Source organism: Streptomyces sp. NPDC005438 (assembly GCF_040606315.1).
Taxonomy (GTDB): Bacteria; Actinomycetota; Actinomycetes; order Streptomycetales; family Streptomycetaceae; genus Streptomyces.
Genome location: NZ_JBEXEP010000001.1, coordinates 1,063,282 through 1,081,701 on the forward strand (window position 1 = coordinate 1,063,282; position 18,420 = coordinate 1,081,701).

Annotated in this window: 19 protein-coding genes; 8 read left to right on the forward strand and 11 right to left on the reverse strand. The window is 71.1% G+C overall.

The window, feature by feature from the left end; translation table 11 throughout:
- Positions 1-110: 110 nt before the first annotated feature.
- The 3 genes from ABZT14_RS04415 to ABZT14_RS04425 are packed head-to-tail and all read left to right on the forward strand — an operon-like array spanning position 111 to position 2,540.
- Positions 111-1,187 (forward strand): nitronate monooxygenase, encoded by a 1,077-nt coding sequence (locus tag ABZT14_RS04415; protein ID WP_356296707.1) that lies wholly within the window; start codon positions 111-113, stop codon positions 1,185-1,187.
- Positions 1,188-1,232: 45 nt separating this feature from the next.
- Positions 1,233-1,610 carry a histidine triad nucleotide-binding protein gene (locus tag ABZT14_RS04420; RefSeq protein WP_356296710.1) on the forward strand — a complete coding sequence of 126 codons (378 nt, stop codon included), beginning with the start codon at positions 1,233-1,235 and terminating at the stop codon, positions 1,608-1,610.
- 6 nt (positions 1,611-1,616) lie between these two features.
- Complete coding sequence (locus ABZT14_RS04425; RefSeq protein WP_356296713.1) at positions 1,617-2,540, forward strand: ribonuclease Z; 924 nt, start codon at positions 1,617-1,619, stop codon at positions 2,538-2,540.
- A 7-nt stretch (positions 2,541-2,547) separates the two neighbouring features.
- Here the strand turns inward: ABZT14_RS04425 and era are convergent, their stop codons facing one another.
- From era to leuA, 7 genes are all read right to left on the reverse strand, one after another.
- Positions 2,548-3,495: a GTPase Era gene (gene era, locus ABZT14_RS04430; protein ID WP_356296715.1), complete on the reverse strand. Its 948-nt coding sequence runs from the start codon at positions 3,493-3,495 to the stop codon at positions 2,548-2,550.
- Between the two features lie 57 nt (positions 3,496-3,552).
- Complete coding sequence (locus ABZT14_RS04435; protein WP_356296718.1) at positions 3,553-3,903, reverse strand: cytidine deaminase; 351 nt, start codon at positions 3,901-3,903, stop codon at positions 3,553-3,555.
- 63 nt (positions 3,904-3,966) lie between these two features.
- Positions 3,967-5,292, reverse strand: coding sequence for a hemolysin family protein (locus ABZT14_RS04440; protein ID WP_356296720.1), 1,326 nt, complete (start codon positions 5,290-5,292; stop codon positions 3,967-3,969).
- Positions 5,289-5,789 carry an rRNA maturation RNase YbeY gene (gene ybeY, locus ABZT14_RS04445; protein ID WP_356296723.1) on the reverse strand — a complete coding sequence of 167 codons (501 nt, stop codon included), beginning with the start codon at positions 5,787-5,789 and terminating at the stop codon, positions 5,289-5,291. Before ybeY ends, ABZT14_RS04440 begins: the two co-directional genes overlap by 4 nt.
- A gap of 12 nt (positions 5,790-5,801) precedes the next feature.
- Positions 5,802-6,857: a PhoH family protein gene (locus tag ABZT14_RS04450; RefSeq protein WP_356296726.1), complete on the reverse strand. Its 1,056-nt coding sequence runs from the start codon at positions 6,855-6,857 to the stop codon at positions 5,802-5,804.
- Between the two features lie 263 nt (positions 6,858-7,120).
- Positions 7,121-7,798, reverse strand: a complete 678-nt coding sequence (locus ABZT14_RS04455; protein ID WP_356296729.1) for a TerB family tellurite resistance protein — start codon at positions 7,796-7,798, stop codon at positions 7,121-7,123.
- Positions 7,799-7,973: 175 nt separating this feature from the next.
- Complete coding sequence (gene leuA / locus ABZT14_RS04460) at positions 7,974-9,737, reverse strand: 2-isopropylmalate synthase (RefSeq protein WP_356296733.1); 1,764 nt, start codon at positions 9,735-9,737, stop codon at positions 7,974-7,976.
- 328 nt (positions 9,738-10,065) lie between these two features.
- Between leuA and ABZT14_RS04465 the strand changes: the two genes are divergently transcribed.
- The 4 genes from ABZT14_RS04465 (at position 10,066) to ABZT14_RS04480 (ending at position 13,314) form a co-directional block, all read left to right on the forward strand.
- The gene (locus ABZT14_RS04465; RefSeq protein WP_356296736.1) at positions 10,066-11,184 is read left to right on the forward strand and encodes a M4 family metallopeptidase; all 1,119 of its coding nucleotides are present in this window, start codon (positions 10,066-10,068) and stop codon (positions 11,182-11,184) included.
- 39 nt (positions 11,185-11,223) lie between these two features.
- Positions 11,224-11,490: a protealysin inhibitor emfourin gene (locus ABZT14_RS04470; RefSeq protein WP_356296739.1), complete on the forward strand. Its 267-nt coding sequence runs from the start codon at positions 11,224-11,226 to the stop codon at positions 11,488-11,490.
- A 64-nt stretch (positions 11,491-11,554) separates the two neighbouring features.
- Positions 11,555-12,361 (forward strand): DNA repair protein RecO, encoded by an 807-nt coding sequence (recO, locus tag ABZT14_RS04475; protein WP_356296742.1) that lies wholly within the window; start codon positions 11,555-11,557, stop codon positions 12,359-12,361.
- A gap of 146 nt (positions 12,362-12,507) precedes the next feature.
- Positions 12,508-13,314 (forward strand): isoprenyl transferase, encoded by an 807-nt coding sequence (locus ABZT14_RS04480; RefSeq protein WP_356296745.1) that lies wholly within the window; start codon positions 12,508-12,510, stop codon positions 13,312-13,314.
- A gap of 48 nt (positions 13,315-13,362) precedes the next feature.
- Here the strand turns inward: ABZT14_RS04480 and ABZT14_RS04485 are convergent, their stop codons facing one another.
- The 4 genes from ABZT14_RS04485 to ABZT14_RS04500 form a co-directional block, all read right to left on the reverse strand.
- A complete protein-coding gene (locus ABZT14_RS04485; RefSeq protein ID WP_356296747.1) occupies positions 13,363-13,776 on the reverse strand; it encodes a transcriptional repressor in 414 nt (137 codons plus the stop codon).
- Positions 13,777-13,882: 106 nt separating this feature from the next.
- Complete coding sequence (locus tag ABZT14_RS04490) at positions 13,883-14,764, reverse strand: metal ABC transporter permease (protein ID WP_356296750.1); 882 nt, start codon at positions 14,762-14,764, stop codon at positions 13,883-13,885.
- Positions 14,761-15,537, reverse strand: coding sequence for a metal ABC transporter ATP-binding protein (locus ABZT14_RS04495; RefSeq protein WP_356296753.1), 777 nt, complete (start codon positions 15,535-15,537; stop codon positions 14,761-14,763). The genes ABZT14_RS04490 and ABZT14_RS04495 overlap by 4 nt, the downstream gene beginning before the upstream one ends.
- An 81-nt stretch (positions 15,538-15,618) precedes the next feature.
- Positions 15,619-16,710 carry a metal ABC transporter substrate-binding protein gene (locus ABZT14_RS04500; RefSeq protein ID WP_356297081.1) on the reverse strand — a complete coding sequence of 364 codons (1,092 nt, stop codon included), beginning with the start codon at positions 16,708-16,710 and terminating at the stop codon, positions 15,619-15,621.
- Positions 16,711-17,018: 308 nt separating this feature from the next.
- On the opposite strand from ABZT14_RS04500, the gene ABZT14_RS04505 reads away from it, so the two are divergent.
- Positions 17,019-18,401, forward strand: a complete 1,383-nt coding sequence (locus ABZT14_RS04505; RefSeq protein WP_356296756.1) for a glycine--tRNA ligase — start codon at positions 17,019-17,021, stop codon at positions 18,399-18,401.
- Positions 18,402-18,420: the final 19 nt, after the last annotated feature.

The window sequence follows — 18,420 nt, forward strand, 5'->3', positions numbered from 1 at the left end:
TCCGGGCGTACGGGATGTGGACCCTGTGGTGGTCCATCCCCACTTTCCCCACGGACTGGTGACTTCCGCCCCCTCAGCACGGCGCCGTGTCGTCTATACACTCGGGAGCCATGTCGCCACCACTCGCCTCCTTCGCGCAGCTGACGGAACACCCGATCGTCCAGGCGCCGATGGCGGGTGGTGTCTCCACGCCCGCGTTGGTGGCGGCGGTGAGCGAGGCCGGAGGGCTGGGTTCGCTGGCGGCCGGCTACAAGACGCCGGAGGCGATGTACGAGGAGATCCGTGCCGTCCGCAGGCTGACCCGGCGCCCCTTCGGCGTCAACCTCTTCCTGCCGCAGCCGGACAACGCCGACGCTGCGGCCCTGTCGGTCTACCGGGACCAACTGGCCGGCGAGGCCGCCTGGTACGAGACCCGGCTCGGTGACGTCGACCTGGGCACCGACGACGCCTACGACGGCAAGCTGGCCATCCTCTACGCCGACCCGGTACCCCTGGTCTCGTTCACCTTCGGCTGCCCCAGCGCCAACGTACTCAGCCGCTTCCGACGGATGGGCACCCTCACCGTGGTCACCGTGACCACGGTGGCGGAGGCGAGGGCGGCCGAGCAGGCCGGCGCGGACGCGGTGTGCGCCCAGGGGGTGGAGGCCGGTGGCCACCAGTCCAGCCACCGTGACGACCCCCAACAGGACGGCAACAGCGCCCAGTTGGGGCTGCTGACCCTGCTGGGGCGGCTACGGGAGGCGGTGGCGCTGCCCCTGGTGGCGGCCGGTGGGCTGATGACCGGGTCGCAGATCGCCGGGGCGCTGGTGGCCGGCGCCCAGGCCGCCCAGTTGGGCACGGCCTTCCTGGCCTGCCCCGAGTCCGGTGCCTCGCCGTTGCACAAGCGGGCCCTGTCCGACCCGCTCTACACCCACACCGCGCTGACCCGGGCGTTCAGCGGCCGGCCGGCCCGTGGCCTGGTCAACCGCTTCGTACGGGAGCACGGACCGTACGCCCCGGCCGCCTTCCCCCAGGTCCACTACCTCACCGCCGGTCTGCGCAAGGCGGCGGCGCAGGCGGGCGACGCGCAGGGGATGGCCCTGTGGGCGGGGCAGGGGCACCGCCTGGTGCGGGAGATGCCGGCGGCCGAACTGATGGCGACGCTCACCGGTGAGATCTCCCTGGCCCGTGAGCGGTTGGCCGGCTGAACGACCCGTCGGCCTCGGGGGTGTGAGGGCCGGTAGCATCCTGTCATGCCTGGAGAAGCTCAGACCGACTGCCTGTTCTGCAAGATCGTCGCCGGCGAGGTGCCGGCCACCGTGGTGCGGGAGACCGACACCACCCTGGCGTTCAGGGACATCAACCCACAGGCGCCCACCCACGTCCTGGTGATCCCCCGCGCCCACTACCCGGACGCCGCCTCCCTGGCGAACGAGGCGCCCGAGCTGGCCGCCCAGATCCTGAGCGAGGCCGGGGCGGTGGCCGAACAGGAGAAGGTCGCCGTACAGGAGGGCGGGCCCGGCACCGGGTACCGCGTCATCTTCAACACCGGCGCCGGCGCCGGCCAGACGGTCTTCCACGTGCACGCCCACGTGCTGGGTGGCCGTGGCCTCAACTGGCCCCCTGGCTGACGGTCGATGTCCGTACGGGAGTTGGTGGTGCTGGGCACCGCCAGCCAGGTCCCCACCCGCCACCGCAACCACAACGGCTACGTACTGCTGTGGGACGGGGAGGGGCTGCTGTTCGACCCCGGGGAGGGCACCCAGCGGCAGATGCTGCGCGCCCGGGTGGCCGCGCACGACCTCAACCGGCTGTGCGTCACCCACTTCCACGGGGACCACTCGCTGGGCCTGGCCGGGGTGATCCAACGGATCAACCTGGACCGGGTGCCCCACCCGGTCCAGGCCCACTACCCGGCCAGCGGGCAGCGGTACTTCACACGGCTGCGGTACGCCACGGCGTACCGGGAGACCGTGGGCGTCACCGAGCGGCCCGTCCACGAGTCCGGCGTCCTGGAGGCCACCCCCGGCTACACCCTCAGCGCCCGGAAGCTGTCCCATCCGGTGGAGGCCTTCGGCTACCGGCTGGTGGAGCCGGACAGCCGGCGGATGCTGCCCGAGCGGCTGGCCGAGGCCGGTATCCGGGGGCCGGACATCGGCCGCCTCCAGCGCGAGGGACAGGTACGGGGCGTCAGCCTGGAACAGGTCAGCGCCCCCCGGCCGGGACAGCGCTTCGCCTTCGTGATGGACACCCGGCTGTGCCCGGCGGTGTACGAACTCGCCGAGGGCTGCGACCTGTTGGTGATCGAGTCGACCTTCCTGGACGCGGACCTGCGGCTCGCCGAGGACCACGGGCACCTCACCGCCGGACAGGCCGGCCGGGTGGCCGCCGAGTGCGGGGTGCGGCACCTGGTGCTGACCCACTTCAGCCAGCGCTACCAGGACGTCGACCAGCCGGGGGAGGCCAGCCCCTTCGCCCGGCAGGCCCGGGCCGCCGGCTACCGGGGCGAGCTGACCGTGGCCCGGGACCTGGCACGGGTGCCGGTGCCCAAACGGACCTGAGGCCGGGTCAGAAACCCAGCTTGCGCAGCTGCTTGGGGTCCCGCTGCCAGTCCTTGGCCACCTTCACGTGCAGGTCCAGGTAGACCGGGGTGCCCAGCAGGGCCTCGATCTGCTGACGGGACTTCACACCGACCTGCTTCAGCCGCTGCCCCTTGGGCCCGATCACGATGCCCTTCTGGCTCGGCCGCTCGATGAAGACGTTGGCGTGGATGTCCAGCAACGGCTTCTCCGCCGGCCGGTCCGGTCGGGGCAGCATCTCCTCGACCACCACCGCGATGGAGTGCGGCAGCTCGTCCCGTACTCCCTCCAGGGCGGCCTCCCGGATCAGTTCGGCCACCATCACCTGCTCCGGCTCGTCGGTCAGCTCCCCGTCCGGGTAGAGCGGCGGACCCTCCGGCAGCATGGCGGTCAGCAGGTCACGCAGCAGGTCCACCTGCTGGGAGGCCACCGCAGAGACCGGCACCACCTCGGCCCACTCGATGCCCAGCCGCTTGCCCATCTGGTCCACCGCCAGCAGCTGTTCGGCCAGGGCGCGGGAGTCGACCAGGTCGGTCTTGGTCACCACCGCCACTTTGGGGGTCTTCCGCAGCTCCGCCAGCTCCCCGGCGATGAAGCGGTCACCCGGCCCCAGCTTCTGGTCCGCCGGCAGGCAGAAGCCGATGACGTCCACCTCGGACCAGGTGGTGCGCACCACGTCGTTGAGCCGCTCCCCGAGCAGGGTGCGCGGCTTGTGCAGCCCCGGGGTGTCCACCAGGACCAACTGGGCCTCCGGGCGGTGCACGATGCCCCGGATGGTGTGCCGGGTGGTCTGTGGACGGTTGGAGGTGATCGCGACCTTGGTGCCCACCAGGGCGTTGGTGAGCGTGGACTTGCCGGCGTTGGGGCGGCCGACGAAGCTGGCGAAGCCCGAACGGTGCGGACCGTCCAGTTCCGGGGGGACAGCGGGTGCGTTCATGGGCCCCATTCTCCCTGACCCGGACGGATGACCCGGACCACCCACCCGGTAGCCGCCTCAGCCGGCCCGGTACCGGCCCTGGGGTTCGCCGTTCAGCGAGGCCAGCCACACCGGGGTGTCCGGGCCTCCCAGTTCGGCCACCGCCACCAGGTCCTCCGCCACCGGGGCCGGGAGCCTGGTGACCACGGCCGCCGCCTCCAGGGACTCGGCTCCCGAGGCGACCGCCATCACCACCGCCGCGCGCAGCGCGCTGAGGCTCAGCGACTCCAGGGCCACCGTGCTGGCCACGTAGGTGCGACCGGTCCCGTCGCGTACCGCCGCGCCCTCGGCGGCGCCGTTGCGGGCCCGGGCGCTGCGGGCGAGGGTCACCAGCTTGCGGTCCTCGTCGTCCGGCGTCAGCTCAGTCATGCGGCCGAGCATACGGGCCGGCCACCGACGGCCACCGGGCAGCCGTCCGGTACCGGGCGGGGGTCAGGCCGGCTCGGCCCCGGCCTCCGCCTCGGCGGTCTGCCGTACCGGCTCCACCAGCACGGTCACGATCTTGTTCCGGCGCCCACCGGCCGCCTCGGCCGTCAGCCGCAGTCCGACCAGTCCGTCGTCCGCCCCGGCGGTGTCGGAGACGTCCACCGTGGTGCTGGCGCCGGCGATGGGCACCCGGCCCAGCGACTTGGCCAGCAGCCCGCCGACGGTCTCCACGTCCTCGTCGTCCAGCTCCAGGCCGAACAGTTCGCCCAGGTCGCCCAGGTCGAGGCGGGCGGTCACCCGGTAGTCGCCCTCGTCCAGTTCCTCCACCGGGGGCAGCTCGCGGTCGTACTCGTCGGTGATCTCGCCGACGATCTCCTCCAGGATGTCCTCGATGGTGACGATCCCGGCCATGCCGCCGTACTCGTCGATCACCACGGCCACGTGGTTACGGTCGCGCTGCATCTCCCGCAGGAGTTCGCCGGCGTTCTTGGTGTCGGGAACGAAGACCGCGGGCCGCATGGCCGTGGACACCGGCTCGCCCTCCACCTCCCGGCTGATGTGGACCTTGCGGGCCAGGTCCTTGAGGTAAACGATGCCGAGCACGTCGTCCTCGTTCTCCCCGACCACCGGGATACGGGAGAAGCCCGACCGCAGTGCCAGCGTGAGCGCCTGCCGGATGGTCCTGAACCGCTCCACGGTCACCAGGTCGGTACGGGGGACCATCACCTCCCGGGCGAGGGTGTCGCCCAGCTGGAAGACCGAGTGCACCATCCGGCGCTCCTCGTCCTCGATCAGCTGCTCCTGCTCGGCGAGGTCGACCATGGCCCGCAGCTCCGACTCGGAGGCGAACGGGCCCTTGCGGAAGCCCTTGCCGGGGGTGAGGGCGTTGCCCAGCAGGATCAGCAGCTGGGGCAGCGGGCCCAACACCCGGGCCAGGGGCAGGAGTACGTAGGCGGCGGCGGTGGCCGTGTTCAGGGGGTGCTGGCGTCCGATGGTGCGGGGGGAGACCCCGACGGCCACGTAGGACACCAGGACCATCACCGTGATGGCGACGGTGAGCGCCTCCCAGGTGAGGTCGAAGTGGCGCAGGCAGGCGTAGGTGACCAGCACCCCGGCGGCCATCTCGCAGGACACCCGCAGCAGCAACGCCAGGTTGAGGTACCGGGTGGGGTCGGCGGCGACCGCCGCCAGCCGGGAGCTGCCCCGTCGGCCCTGGCGTACCGCCTCCTCGGCGCGGAAGCTGGTGGTGCGGGCCAGGCCCGCCTCGGCACAGGCCGCCAACCACGCCACCACCACCAGGGCGACCGCGTAGGCGATCAGTTCCCCGATCACGAGACCGTGGTGGGTGCCGGGGAGGGGCCCTCCAGGCCCTGCTCCGCGCGCCAGCCCTCGACGATCGCCGCCTGGAGGCCGAACATCTCGGCCTTCTCGGAGGGCTCCTCGTGGTCGTATCCCAACAGGTGCAACACCCCGTGCACGGTGAGCAGGTGCAGTTCCTCGTCCATGGAGTGCTGGGTGGGTGCCGCCGCCCCCTGGCGTTCGGCGACCTCGGGGCAGAGCACGATGTCGCCCAGCAGGCCCTGGGGGGGCTCCTCCTCGTCCTTGCTGGGCGGCCGTAGCTCGTCCATCGGGAAGGACATCACGTCAGTGGGGCCGGGCAGGTCCATCCACTGTCGGTGCAGCTGCTCCATGGCGTCGGCGTCCACCACGATCACGGACAGCTCGGCCAGGGGGTGGATCCGCATACGGTTCAGGGCGTACCGGGCGACGTCCAGCAGCGCCCGTTCGTCGACCGTGCGGCCGGATTCGTTGTTGACCTCGATGGACATGGTGTCGCGTGCTCAGCGCTTTCCGTTCCGTTGCGGCCCGGGGTTCTCGGGTGGAGCCGTGCCGTCGGTGGTCCCGTTGCGGTGGTCGTACTTCTCGTAGGCGTCGACGATACGCCCCACCAGCTTGTGTCGGACCACGTCGGTGCTGGTGAGCCGGGAGAAGTGGACGTCCTCCACGCCCTCCAGGATCGACTGCACCTGGCGCAGTCCGCTCTTGGTGCCCCCGGGCAGGTCGACCTGGGTGACGTCCCCGGTGACCACGATCTTGGAGTCGAACCCCAGCCGGGTGAGGAACATCTTCATCTGCTCGGGATTGGTGTTCTGCGCCTCGTCCAGAATGATGAAGGCGTCGTTGAGCGTCCGGCCGCGCATGTACGCCAGGGGCGCCACCTCGATGGTGCCGGCCGCCATCAGCCGGGGGATGGAGTCCGGGTCCAGCATGTCGTGCAGCGCGTCGTACAGCGGGCGCAGGTAGGGGTCGATCTTCTCGTAGAGCGTGCCGGGCAGGAAGCCCAGCCGCTCTCCGGCCTCCACCGCGGGGCGGGTCAGGAGGATGCGGGTGACCTGCTTGGACTGGAGTGCCTGCACGGCCTTCGCCATGGCCAGGTAGGTCTTGCCGGTGCCGGCCGGTCCGATCCCGAAGACCACGGTGTGCTTGTCGATGGCGTCGACGTAGCGCTTCTGGTTGAGGGTCTTGGGCCGGATGGTGCGGCCACGGTTGGACAGGATGTTCTGGGTGAGCACCTCGGCCGGGTTCGCGCCGTCCTCGCCGTCGTTGCGCAGCATCGCGATGGAGCGCTCGACCGCGTCCTCGGTCATCGGCTGACCGGTGCGCAGGACCAGCATCATCTCGTCGAACAGCCGCTGGACCAGGGCGACTTCGGCGGGCTCCCCGGTGGCGGTGATCTCGTTGCCCCGGACGTGGATGTCGGTACGGGGGAACGCTTCCTCGATCACGCGCAGCAGCGAGTCGCCGGAACCCAGCACCGTGACCATGGGGTGCTTCGGCGGAACGGAGAACCGAGCTGTCGCGGGCTCGGACTGGTGGGTGGTGGTTGTCTGCGTCATGGGCGGCCTCTGGGCCAGCTCATCCCTCTCTGCTGCTCGGACTCCTGGGGTACCCAGAGTACGACGCGCCGGCGGGAAGCTCGCGGGAGTTTCGGCTGGTCTCGGGACCCGTTCCGGGGCTGGCCCCGGGCCTCGGGCCCGCGCGAGGGGTCGAGGGTGACGAGACGGTCACCGTACGTGTCTTCGGGGGTCTCCGCCCGGTCCACCCGTACGGCCGGGGGCTGCCGGGGCTGTCGGCGTTACGGTGCGGGTCGGCGTCGGGCTCAGGAGACGGCGCGGGCGGCGGCCAGCAGCCGTTCGACCTCGGTCGGGGGAAGCTGGAGGGCGGCACCGATCAGGTCCAGGGCCCGCTCCTCGGCCGGCTGGTAGGGGCCGTCGGCCAGGGCGATGTGGGCTCCGCGCAGCAGCAGGTTCTCCCGCCCGGGCAGGGCCAGCTCCTCGGCCAGGGGGGCCAGCGTCTCCCGGAGCTCCGCCTCCACGGCGTGCCCCTCGACGGACTCCGCGTCGAAGGCCGCCAGCAGGGCGATCAGCTGCTCCTCGTCGCACTGCGGGAAGCCGGCGGCGCGTACCGACTCCACGGCGGCGGCGACCGGACTGGAGTCGGTGCTGTCTCCGGCGGCCAGCACCACGAGGGCCACGGTGTGCACCGCGTCCCGCAGCATGGCGCCGAGGCGGGCGGTGGTGGGCCGCTCCAGGGCGTGCTCGTCGAAGTGGTGACGGCAGTCCGCGCACTCGACGACCGGGCCGGTGGTGCCCCGCCGCACCAGGGGCAGGCCCAGCAGGACCGCGCGTCGACTGCCGGTACGGCGGCGGTAGTTGCGGTCACCTCCGCAGTCGGGACAGAAGAACTCGCCGTCGTCGAGGGTGTGCCAGGAGGTACGGACGCCGGCCAGGCGGAACCTGGGTTCCCTACCGGCTCTCCGCTGGTGGAGTCGGTCCACTGTGCACCTCCGTGTGACCTCGGCAACGCTGCCGTCGTGACGGTGATGTTAACCACAGTGGGCGATTCCCGTCAGCACCCCTGGTGGGGCAGGAAGCGGCCCGGCGCGCTCGGGGTGCCGGTCGCCGGTGGGCTGACCGGCAGGGTCCGGGAGCGCGCCGGGCTCTGGCCCGGGACTACCTGCGGGCGCGGTTGACGGCCGAGACGACGGCCTTGATGGAGGCGCGGACGATGTTGGAGTCGATGCCCACCCCCCACAGCACCTGGCCGTCGATGGCGCACTCGATGTACGCGGCGGCCCGGGAGCCGGCGCCCTGGCTCATGGTGTGCTCCACGTAGTCCAGCAGCCGTACGTCGACCTGGATGGCGCTCAACGCGTCGAAGAACGCGGCCAGCGGGCCGTTGCCCCGCCCGCGCAGTTCGGTGTCGGTCCCGTCGACCACCGCCTCCACGGTCAGGGCGTCGGTGCCCTGGTCGGCGGTGGAGTGGTGCACCGAACGCAGCGCGACACGGCCCCAGTTGGCCTGCTGGTCGCTCTCGTTGGGCAGGTACTCGTCGACGAAGACCGACCAGATCTCCTCGGGGGTGATCTCGCCGCCCTTGGCGTCGGAGTGCTCCTGGATGATGCGGGAGAACTCCACCTGCATCCGCCGGGGCAGGTCCAGGTTGTGCTCGCCCTTCAGCACGTAGGCGATACCACCCTTGCCGGACTGGGAGTTGACCCGGATCACCGCCTCGTAGGTGCGGCCCACGTCCTTGGGGTCGATGGGCAGGTAGGGCACCGCCCACTCGATCTCCCCGACCGGCTCGCCCCGTTCGGCCGCCTTGGCCTCCAGCGCGTCGAAGCCCTTCTTGATGGCGTCCTGGTGGGAGCCGGAGAAGGCGGTGTACACCAGGTCACCGACGTAGGGGTGGCGGGGGTGGACCTCCATCTGGTTGCAGTACTCGGCGGTCCGGCGTACCTCGTCGATCTGCGAGAAGTCGATCTGCGGGTCCACGCCCTGGGAGAACAGGTTCATCCCCAGGGTCACCAGGTCGACGTTGCCGGTGCGCTCACCCTGGCCGAACAGGCAGCCCTCGACCCGGTCGGCGCCGGCCATCACGGCCAGCTCGGCGGCGGCCACCGCCGTGCCCCGGTCGTTGTGGGGGTGGGTGGACAGGCACACGAACTCGCGCCGGGACAGGTGGCGGGACATCCACTCGAAACGGTCGGCGTGGGTGGAGGGGGTGGAACGCTCCACGGTGGCCGGCAGGTTGAGGATGATCTCCCGGCCCGGCTCGGGCTGCCACACGTCCATCACCGACTCGCAGACCTCCAGGGCGAAGTCCAGTTCGGTGTCGGTGAAGATCTCGGGGCTGTACTGGTAGCCGAAGACGGTCTCCTCGCCCAGCAGCTTGTCCGCGTACTCCATCACCATCTGGGTGCCGTCCACCGCGATCTGCCGCACCTGGTCACGGGTGCCCCGGAAGACCACCTCGCGGAAGACCGGGGCGGTGGCGTTGTACAGGTGGACCGTGGCTCGGGGAGCGCCCCGCAGGGACTCCACGGTGCGCTCGATCAGCTCCTCGCGGGCCTGGGTCAGCACCGAGATGGTGACGTCCTCGGGGATCGCCCCCTCCTCGATGATGGAGCGGACGAAGTCGAAGTCGGTCTGCCCGGAGGAGGGGAAACCGACCTCGATCTCCTTGTAGCCCATCCTCACCAGCAGGTCGAACATGGTGCGCTTGCGGGCGGGGGACATCGGGTCGATCAGTGCCTGGTTGCCGTCCCGCAGGTCGGTGGACAGCCAGCGGGGCGCCTGGGTGATCCGCTGGTTCGGCCAGGTGCGGTCGGGGATGTCCACCGCCTCGTAACGGCCGTAGCGGTGGACGGGCATCCCGCTGGGGCGCTGCCGTACGGTCGCGGAGGTGATCGGGGTGGAGGCGTGCGGGGAAGTCATGACGCTGGGCTCCTGTGGAGGTCGGTTCCGAGAACGACCGACGGCGGCAACACCGAACTCCGCGGGGAGGGGGTCGGCCTTACTGGGGACCCTCACCGCGGCGGCTAAGGAGGAGCAGTCCGCTTCGCATGATGGTGGCAGCCTAACCGGAGGTCAGGGCACCGGGCAGGCCGTATCACTATGCGGAACGCCACAACAGTTCTCTGTGGGCGGCGCCCGGGGACGACCAGCCGGCCACCTGGGGCGTCAACGGGGACACAGCACCCTTTTTTGTGAATCCCTGAGGCAAGCGGTGACAAGCCCCTCACCCGGTGCCACATTGCGAGGTATGAACCCACACCACGCGCGCCCCGACGTCCCGTGTACCCCACCGCGGTCGCGGCCCCAGCGGCCCGTGCTGTGCTCCATCGTGCCTCCGCATCTGCTGGACCGGCTGGCCCGCCAGGAGGACCCGGAGCTGGCCGACCCCGCCCGGCGCACCCTCGCCCACGACGCCGCGCTGCGCACCCGCCGGCTCCAGGGCGCCCGCGCTCGGGGTGGGCTGGCGCCGACCGGGCGGGTGGCCGGCGACGGTGAGGAGCCGCGCCGCACGGTCCACGACGCCGGGGGAAGCGAGGTGCTGCCCGGGGAGAGGGTGCGCGCCGAGGGGCGGCCACCGGTGGACGACGCCAGTGTGAACCGCGCCTACGCCGGGCTGGGCGCCACCTTCGAGCTGTACCTCGGGGAGTACGCGCGCTACTCCGTGGACGGCGGAGGCCTGCCCCTGGACGCGACGGTGCACTACGGCCAGCGGTACGCCAACGCCTTCTGGGACGGGGAGCGGATGGTCTTCGGCGACGGGGACGGCGAGGTGTTCCGGGACTTCACGCTGCCGGTGGAGGTGATCGGCCACGAACTCACCCACGGGGTCACCCAGTACACCGCCGGACTCCAGTACTCCGGCCAGCCCGGTGCCCTCAACGAGTCGGTCTCCGACGTGTTCGGCTCGCTGATCAAGCAGTACGGCCTGGGGCAGACCGCTTCGGACGCCGACTGGCTGATCGGGCAGGGCCTGTTCACCGAGCGGGTGAACGGCGAGGCGCTGCGTTCCCTGAAGGCCCCGGGCACCGCCTACGACGACCGGACGCTGGGCCGCGACCCCCAGCCGGCCACCATGGCCGACTACGTGGACACCACCGAGGACAACGGCGGGGTCCACATCAACTCCGGCATCCCCAACCACGCGTTCTACCGGCTGGCCCTCGAACTCGGCGGGCACGCCTGGGAGCGCGCCGGACGGATCTGGTACGACACCCTCACCCACGAACAGCTCGCCCCCGACGCGGACTTCGCCCGCTTCGCCCGGCTGACCGTGGCCTCCGCCGAGGCCCGCTACGGCATCGGGGAGGAACGCGAGGCGGTACTCAAGGCATGGTCGGAGGTGGGAGTCACGCCCGCGGACCGGTAGGGGCCCGCACCGGCGGTGACCGGAAGTGAGGGGATCAGGATGCGTATCCGCGTGGTCCGCACCGGAGGCTTCGCCGGCCGGCGTCGGGAGGCCAGCCTGGAGACCGCCGACCGTCCCGACCGCACCGACCTGGAGGAACTGGCACGTGTCTGCGCGGCCGAAGGGCACCGGGCACCGCCCGTCGGGGTGCCCGACGGCTTCTCGTACCGGATCGAGGTGGACGGCCACACCACCTACTGCTCCGACCCCCGGCTGAGCGAGGCGCAGCGCCACCTGGTCACCCGTCTGTTGCGGGAGGGGGCCTGAGGGCGACCGGTCCGCACCGGGCCGGGGCGCCGCTGGTGGAGAACGCCGGTGGAGAATGGGGCCCATGAGTCTGTTCCGCGACGACGGCATCGTGCTGCGCACCCAGAAGCTGGGGGAGGCGGACCGGATCATCACCCTGCTCACCCGGAGCCACGGCAGGGTACGGGCGGTGGCCCGGGGGGTGCGCCGCACCAAGTCCAAGTTCGGTGCCCGGCTGGAGCCCTTCTCCCACGTCGACGTGCAGTTCTTCGCCCGGGGCGCCGAACTGGTCGGCCGGGGGCTGCCGTTGTGCACCCAGACCGAGACCATCGCCCCCTACGGTCGCGGCATCGTCAGCGACTACGACCGCTACACCGCCGGCACCGCCATGCTGGAGACCGCCGAGCGGTTCACCGACCACGAGGGCGAACCCCATGTGCAGCAGTACCTGCTGCTGGTGGGCGGACTGCGCAGCCTCGCCGCCGGGGAGCACGCCCCGGGCCTGGTGCTGGACGCCTTTCTGCTGCGCTCCCTCGCGGTCGGCGGCTACGCCCCCAGCTTCGACGACTGCGCGCGGTGCGGCCTCCCCGGCCCGCACCGCTTCTTCTCGGTGGCCGCCGGCGGCTCGGTGTGCGGTGACTGCCGGATGCCCGGCAGCGTGGTGCCCTCCCCGGAGGCGCTGCGGCTGCTGGGGGCGCTGCTCACCGGCGACTGGGGGCACGCGGACGCGGTCGAGTCCCGCCACGTGCGCGAGGGCAGCGGCCTGGTGTCCGCGTACCTGCACTGGCACCTGGAACGGGGGCTGCGCTCGCTGCGCTTCGTCGCCCGGGGCGACCAGCCCGGGCGTCCCCGGCCCTCCGCTCGTACGGTCGACGGCGGCCAGGCGCACTGACCCGGGCCCCCGCGACCTCCGGGGTTTCCGTGATCCGGGCCGGCGCCCGACAGGGCGGGGCGGGCGTACCCCCGCTGGTCGGCTAGCCTGCCCGGTGCCCCCAACGGGGTACCCCGTTGGGCGACGCCGAGGAGAGTGGAGCGCCCATGGCCCGTCGCGGTACGCGTACGACGCGACGTCGCGAGTACGTCACCCCCGAACCCCACCCCTCGGGGGCCAGACCGCCGTCGATCCCGCCGGAGCTGGTGCCGCGCCATGTGGCGGTGGTGATGGACGGCAACGGGCGGTGGGCCAAGCAGCGGGGACTGCCGCGTACCGAGGGCCACAAGGTGGGCGAGGGCGTGGTGCTCGACGTGCTCAAGGGCTGCCTGGAGATGGGTGTGCGGAACCTGTCGCTGTACGCCTTCTCCACCGAGAACTGGAAGCGCTCCCCGGAGGAGGTGCGCTTCCTGATGAACTTCAACCGCGACGTGATCCGTCGACGCCGGGACGAGATGGACGAGCTGGGCATCCGCATCCGCTGGGTGGGACGGATGCCCAAACTGTGGAAGTCGGTGGTCCGCGAACTCCAGGTCGCCCAGGAGCAGACCCGGGACAACGACGCGATGACCCTCTACTTCTGCGTCAACTACGGTGGCCGCGCGGAGATCGCGGACGCGGCGCGCGCCGTCGCCGAGGCGGTCCGCGCCGGCACCCTGGACCCCTCCAAGGTCGACGAGAAGACCCTGGCCAAGCACCTGTACTACCCGGACATGCCGGACGTGGACCTGTTCGTGCGCCCCTCCGGGGAACAGCGCACCTCCAACTACCTGATCTGGCAGAGCGCCTACGCGGAGATGGTGTTCCAGGACATCCTGTGGCCGGACTTCGACCGCCGTAACCTCTGGGACGCCTGCCTGGAGTACGCCAAGCGGGACCGCCGTTTCGGCGGCACCGACTCCAAGGCCCGCTGAGGCGCGGCCGGGGCGGTGACCCGGGCGGGCCGGTTCACCCCGGCCCGCTCAGCTCTCCTTGGCGCACTCCGCGCAGGTGCCGAAGATCTCGATGGTGTGGGCCACGTCCTGGAACCCGTGCTCCCGGGCGACCGACTCGGCCCACTCCTCGACGGTCGGGCCCTCCACCTCCACCGCCGCCCCGCAGCGCCGGCAGACCAGGTGGTGGTGGTGATCGTCGCTGTGACAGCGGCGGTAGACGGCCTCGCCCTCGTCGGTGCGCAGCACGTCGACCTCACCGGCGTCCGCCAGGGACTGGAGGGTGCGGTACACGGTGGTCAGCCCCACCGAGTCGCCACGGTGTTTGAGCATGTCGTGAAGCTCCTGCGCGCTGCGGAACTCCTCGACCTCGGCCAGCGCGGCGGCGACGGCCGCCCGTTGCCGTGTGGACCGTCCGCGTACCGGGGGACCTGCGGTGACCACCGTTGCCTCCTTCGCTTGGCGCTCCTCGGGCTGGGGCCGCGGTCTCGCCTCGGCCCGCCCGCCGGGTCGGGCCCGTCATTCTGCCAGGCCCGCCGGCCCCCGGGGGTCAGACCCCGGCGCCCTGCGCCGTCGTCTCCAGGGTGCCGGACTCCTCGGCCGTACCGCGTGCCCGCGCACGTCGGCGGGTGAGGGGTACCGCGAGCAGCGACACCAGCAGGAACAGCCCCAGGGCCAGCAGGACGATGGTGGCTCCGGGGGGTACGTCGGCGTAGTAGGAGGTGACCGCGCCGGAGAGGGTGACCAGTACGCCGAAGCCCACCGACAGGGCCAGGGTCGCGGCGAACCCCCGGGTGGCCTGCTGGGCGGCGGCCACCGGGATCACCATCAGCGCGCTCACCAGCAGCAGCCCCACCACCCGCATCGCCACGGTGACGGTGACCGCGGCGGTGACGGCCAGCAGCAGGTTGAGCGCCCGTACCGGCAGGCCGGTGACCCGGGCGAACTCCTCGTCCTGGCAGATCGCGAACAACTGTCGCCGCAGACCCAGGGTGACCGCGAGCACCACCATCGACAACACCACGATGGCGGTGAGGTCGGTGACGGAGACGGTGGTGATGGAGCCGAACAGATAGGTGGTGAGGTTGGCGTTGGAGCCGCCCGGGGCGAGGTTGATGATCAGCACCCCGCCCGCCATGCCGCCGTAGAACAGCATGGCCAGCGCCAGGTCGCCCCGCGCCTTGCCGTACCAGCGGATCAGCTCCATGGCCACCGCGCCCAGCGAGGCGACGACCACCGCCATCCACACCGGGTTGCGGCTGAGCAGGAACCCCAGGGCGACGCCGGTGAGCGCGACGTGTCCGATGCCGTCGCCCATGATCGCCTGCCGCCGCTGGACCAGGTAGATGCCCACGGCGGGGGCGGTGACGCCCACCAGCAGGGCGGCCAGCAGTGCCCGCTGCATGAAGGCGTAGTCCAGGATCTCGATCATGACAACAACCCGCTCTCGATCACCTGGTCCGAGGTGTGCTCTCCGTGCGGGTGGCAGGCGTGGTCGTGCAGGTGCACGGTGCCCTCCACCCGTTCCACCCGGCCGTCCCGCAGCAGTACCGACTGGTCGATCAGTTCGGCCAGCGGTCCCAGTTCGTGGAGCACCAGGAGTACCGACGCTCCCCGGGACACCTGGGCGCGCAGGGCGTCCGCCAGCACCCGTTGGCTGACCAGGTCCACGCCGGCCAACGGCTCGTCCATGATGAGCAGTTCGGGTTCGCCGGCCAGCGCCCGGGCGATCAGCACCCGTTGGTGCTGGCCGCCCGAGAGCGCGTTGACCGAGTCCCCGGCGCGGTCCGCCATGCCGACCAGTTCCAGGGCGCCGTGCACCGCCTGCCGGTCGGCCCGGCGCAGGCGCCCCAGCCGGGTACGGGCCAGTCGCCCCGAGGACACCACCTCCCGTACGGTCGCGGGCACCCCACTGGCGGCGGTGGAACGCTGCGGTACGTACCCGAGGCGCTGCCACTGCCGGAACCGGGCCAACGGGGTACCGAACAGCTCCAGTTCACCCGAGTCGAGGGGTACCTGTCCGACCACCGCACGCACGGTGGTGGACTTGCCGGACCCGTTGGCGCCCAGCAGCGCGGTCACCCCTCCCGCGCCGACGGTCAGGTCCACGCCCCGCAGCACCTGCCGGGTGCCCAGGGTCGCCCTCGCCCCGCGCAGGGCGACGACGGGGGGCGTGACGGGGGGAGCTGTGTCCGCGGGCTCCATAGGTTGTGTCCCTCTCTGTGCCGCTGTACTGCCGTGGGTTCCGCCGGTGGGGTCTGCCGTGCCGAACGCCGAGGTGGGGGCTCAGCCGCCGTTCAGCGCCTTGCGCAGCGCGGTCAGATTCTTCTGCATCACCGAGAAGTAGTCTTCCTTCTTCGGGTTCCGCACACCCTCCAGGGGGTCCAGAACATCGGTCCGCAGGTCGAGGTCCTTGGCCAGGGTCCGGGCGGTGCGGTCGCTCGCGAGGGTCTCGAAGAACACGGTGTTGACCCTGTCCTTCTCCGCCGTGCGGTGCAGTTCCTTCATCCGGGCGGCGCTGGGCTCGGCCTCCGGGCTGATGCCCGAGATCGCCTCCTGGTGGAGACCGTAGCGCTCGGCCAGGTAGCCGAAGGCGGCGTGGGTGGTGATGAAGGTGCTGGTCTTCCGCTTGGTCAGGCCGGACCGGAACTCCTTGTCCAGCTTCTGTAGGCGCTTCACCAGGGCGTCGGTGTTCTTCTGGTAGTCGTCCTCGTGGTCGGGGTCGGACTTGGCCAGCTCCCGTCCCACGCCCTTGGCGACCTCGGCGTACTTGGCGGGGTCCAGCCAGACATGGGGGTCCGGGCCGCCCTCGTCGTCGTGGTCGTGGCCGTGGTCGTCCTCTTCGGACTTCTTCTCCCCGTCGCCGTGGTCCCCGTCCTTCTCGTCCTTGTGCTCGTCGCCGTGGTCGTCGCTGTGCTCGTCGCCGTGGTCGTCCTCGTGCTTGTCGCCCTCGTGTTCCTCGCCGTCGTGGTCGCCGTGGTCGTGACCGTGGACGGAGCTGCCGTGGTCCTCCAGCTTGGTGAAACGGCTGGCCTCGGCGACGTGTTCGGCGCCGGACTGCTGTACCGCCTCGTCCACCGCGGGCTGGATGCCCTTGAGGTAGACGATCAGCCCGGCCTCGCTCAGCTGGCCCGTCTGCTTCGGGCTCAGCTCCAGGTCGTGGGGTTCGGCACCGGGCTTGGTGAGGTTGGTGACCGTGACGTGGTCGCCGCCTATCCGCTCGGCGAGGAAGGCCATCGGGTAGAACGCGGCGGTGACCTTGACCTTCCCGTCACCGGTGCGTCCGTCGTCGTCGGTGGCGCAGCCGGTCAGCCCCGCTGTCGCCAGTCCCAGGGCGCTGGCGAGGGCGAGCGCGGGTATCAGTCGTCTTCCGTCCATCATGGCCGCCATTTTCGGCCAAATGGAAATCATTGTCAAAGAGTGGTTCGGGTCGCCTCTCGACCTCCTCCGGTCGCCACCCCCGCGATCGCGCCGGTTCCCCCTGGGTCGTCGCAGGTCACGGCACCCGGAACCGGAACCCAACCAGCTCTGGCGGCAAGGGGGTTGGAGCTGGTGGCCACCCCGTCGCGCCAGCCCGAGGCGGGGCCCGTAGCCGGGGGCGGACGACGGCCGCCATCCGATTTGATCCGGCCCCCGGATACCTCGGTAATCTGAGGTATTCCGTCGTCGTAAATGAAGAGAGCACCGTGGCCGCCGACAAGATCGACACCATCGTCAGCCTGAGCAAGCGCCGTGGCTTCGTCTACCCCTGCAGTGAGATCTACGGCGGTCAGCGTGCCGCCTGGGACTACGGACCTCTGGGCGTCGAACTGAAGGAGAACATCAAGCGCCAGTGGTGGCGCTCCATGGTCACCTCCCGCGACGACGTCGTCGGACTGGACTCCTCGGTCATCCTGGCCCCGGAGGTCTGGGAGGCCTCCGGCCACGTGGCCACCTTCACCGACCCGTTGACCGAGTGCACCTCCTGCCACAAGCGGTTCCGCGCGGACCACCTGGAGGAGGCCTACGAGGCCAAGCACGGCCGGCCGCCGGCCGCCGGGCTGACCGACGTCAACTGCCCGCACTGCGGCAACAAGGGCGCCTTCACCGAGCCCAAGCAGTTCTCCGGGCTGCTGGCCACCCACCTCGGTCCGACCCAGGACAGCGGCTCGGTGGCGTACCTGCGGCCGGAGACCGCGCAGGGCATCTTCACCAACTTCGCGGCGGTGCAGCAGACTTCGCGGAAGAAGCCGCCCTTCGGCATCGCGCAGATGGGCAAGTCCTTCCGCAACGAGATCACCCCCGGCAACTTCATCTTCCGCACCCGCGAGTTCGAGCAGATGGAGATGGAGTTCTTCGTCAAGCCGGGCGAGGACGAGAAGTGGCACGAGTACTGGATGGAGGAGCGCTGGAACTGGTACCGGGGTCTGGGCCTGCAGGAGGAGAACATCCGCTGGTACGAGCACCCCAGGGAGAAGCTCTCCCACTACTCCAAGCGCACCGCTGACATCGAGTACCGGTTCAACTTCGGTGGCACCGAGTTCTCCGAGCTGGAGGGCGTGGCCAACCGCACCGACTACGACCTCTCCTCGCACTCCAAGGCCTCCGGGCAGGACCTGTCCTACCTGGACCAGGAGGCCGGCGAGCGCTGGGTGCCCTACGTGATCGAGCCGGCGGCCGGCGTCAACCGCGCCATGCTGGCCTTCATGCTGGACGCCTACACCGAGGACGAGGCGCCCAACGCCAAGGGCAAGATGGAGAAGCGCATCGTGATGCGCCTGGACCCCCGTCTCTCCCCGGTGAAGGTGGCGGTGCTGCCGCTGTCCCGCAACCCCCAGCTGTCGCCCAAGGCCAAGGGCATCGCGACCACCCTGCGCCAGCACTGGAACATCGAGTTCGACGACGCCGGAGCCATCGGCCGCCGGTACCGTCGGCAGGACGAGATCGGCACCCCGTTCTGCGTCACCATCGACTTCGACACCCTCGACGACAACGCCGTCACGGTGCGCGAGCGTGACTCGATGAAGCAGGAGCGGGTCTCCCTCGACCAGATCGAGGGCTACCTCGCCAGCCGCCTCCTGGGCTGCTGAGTACGTCACCCCACCGGGG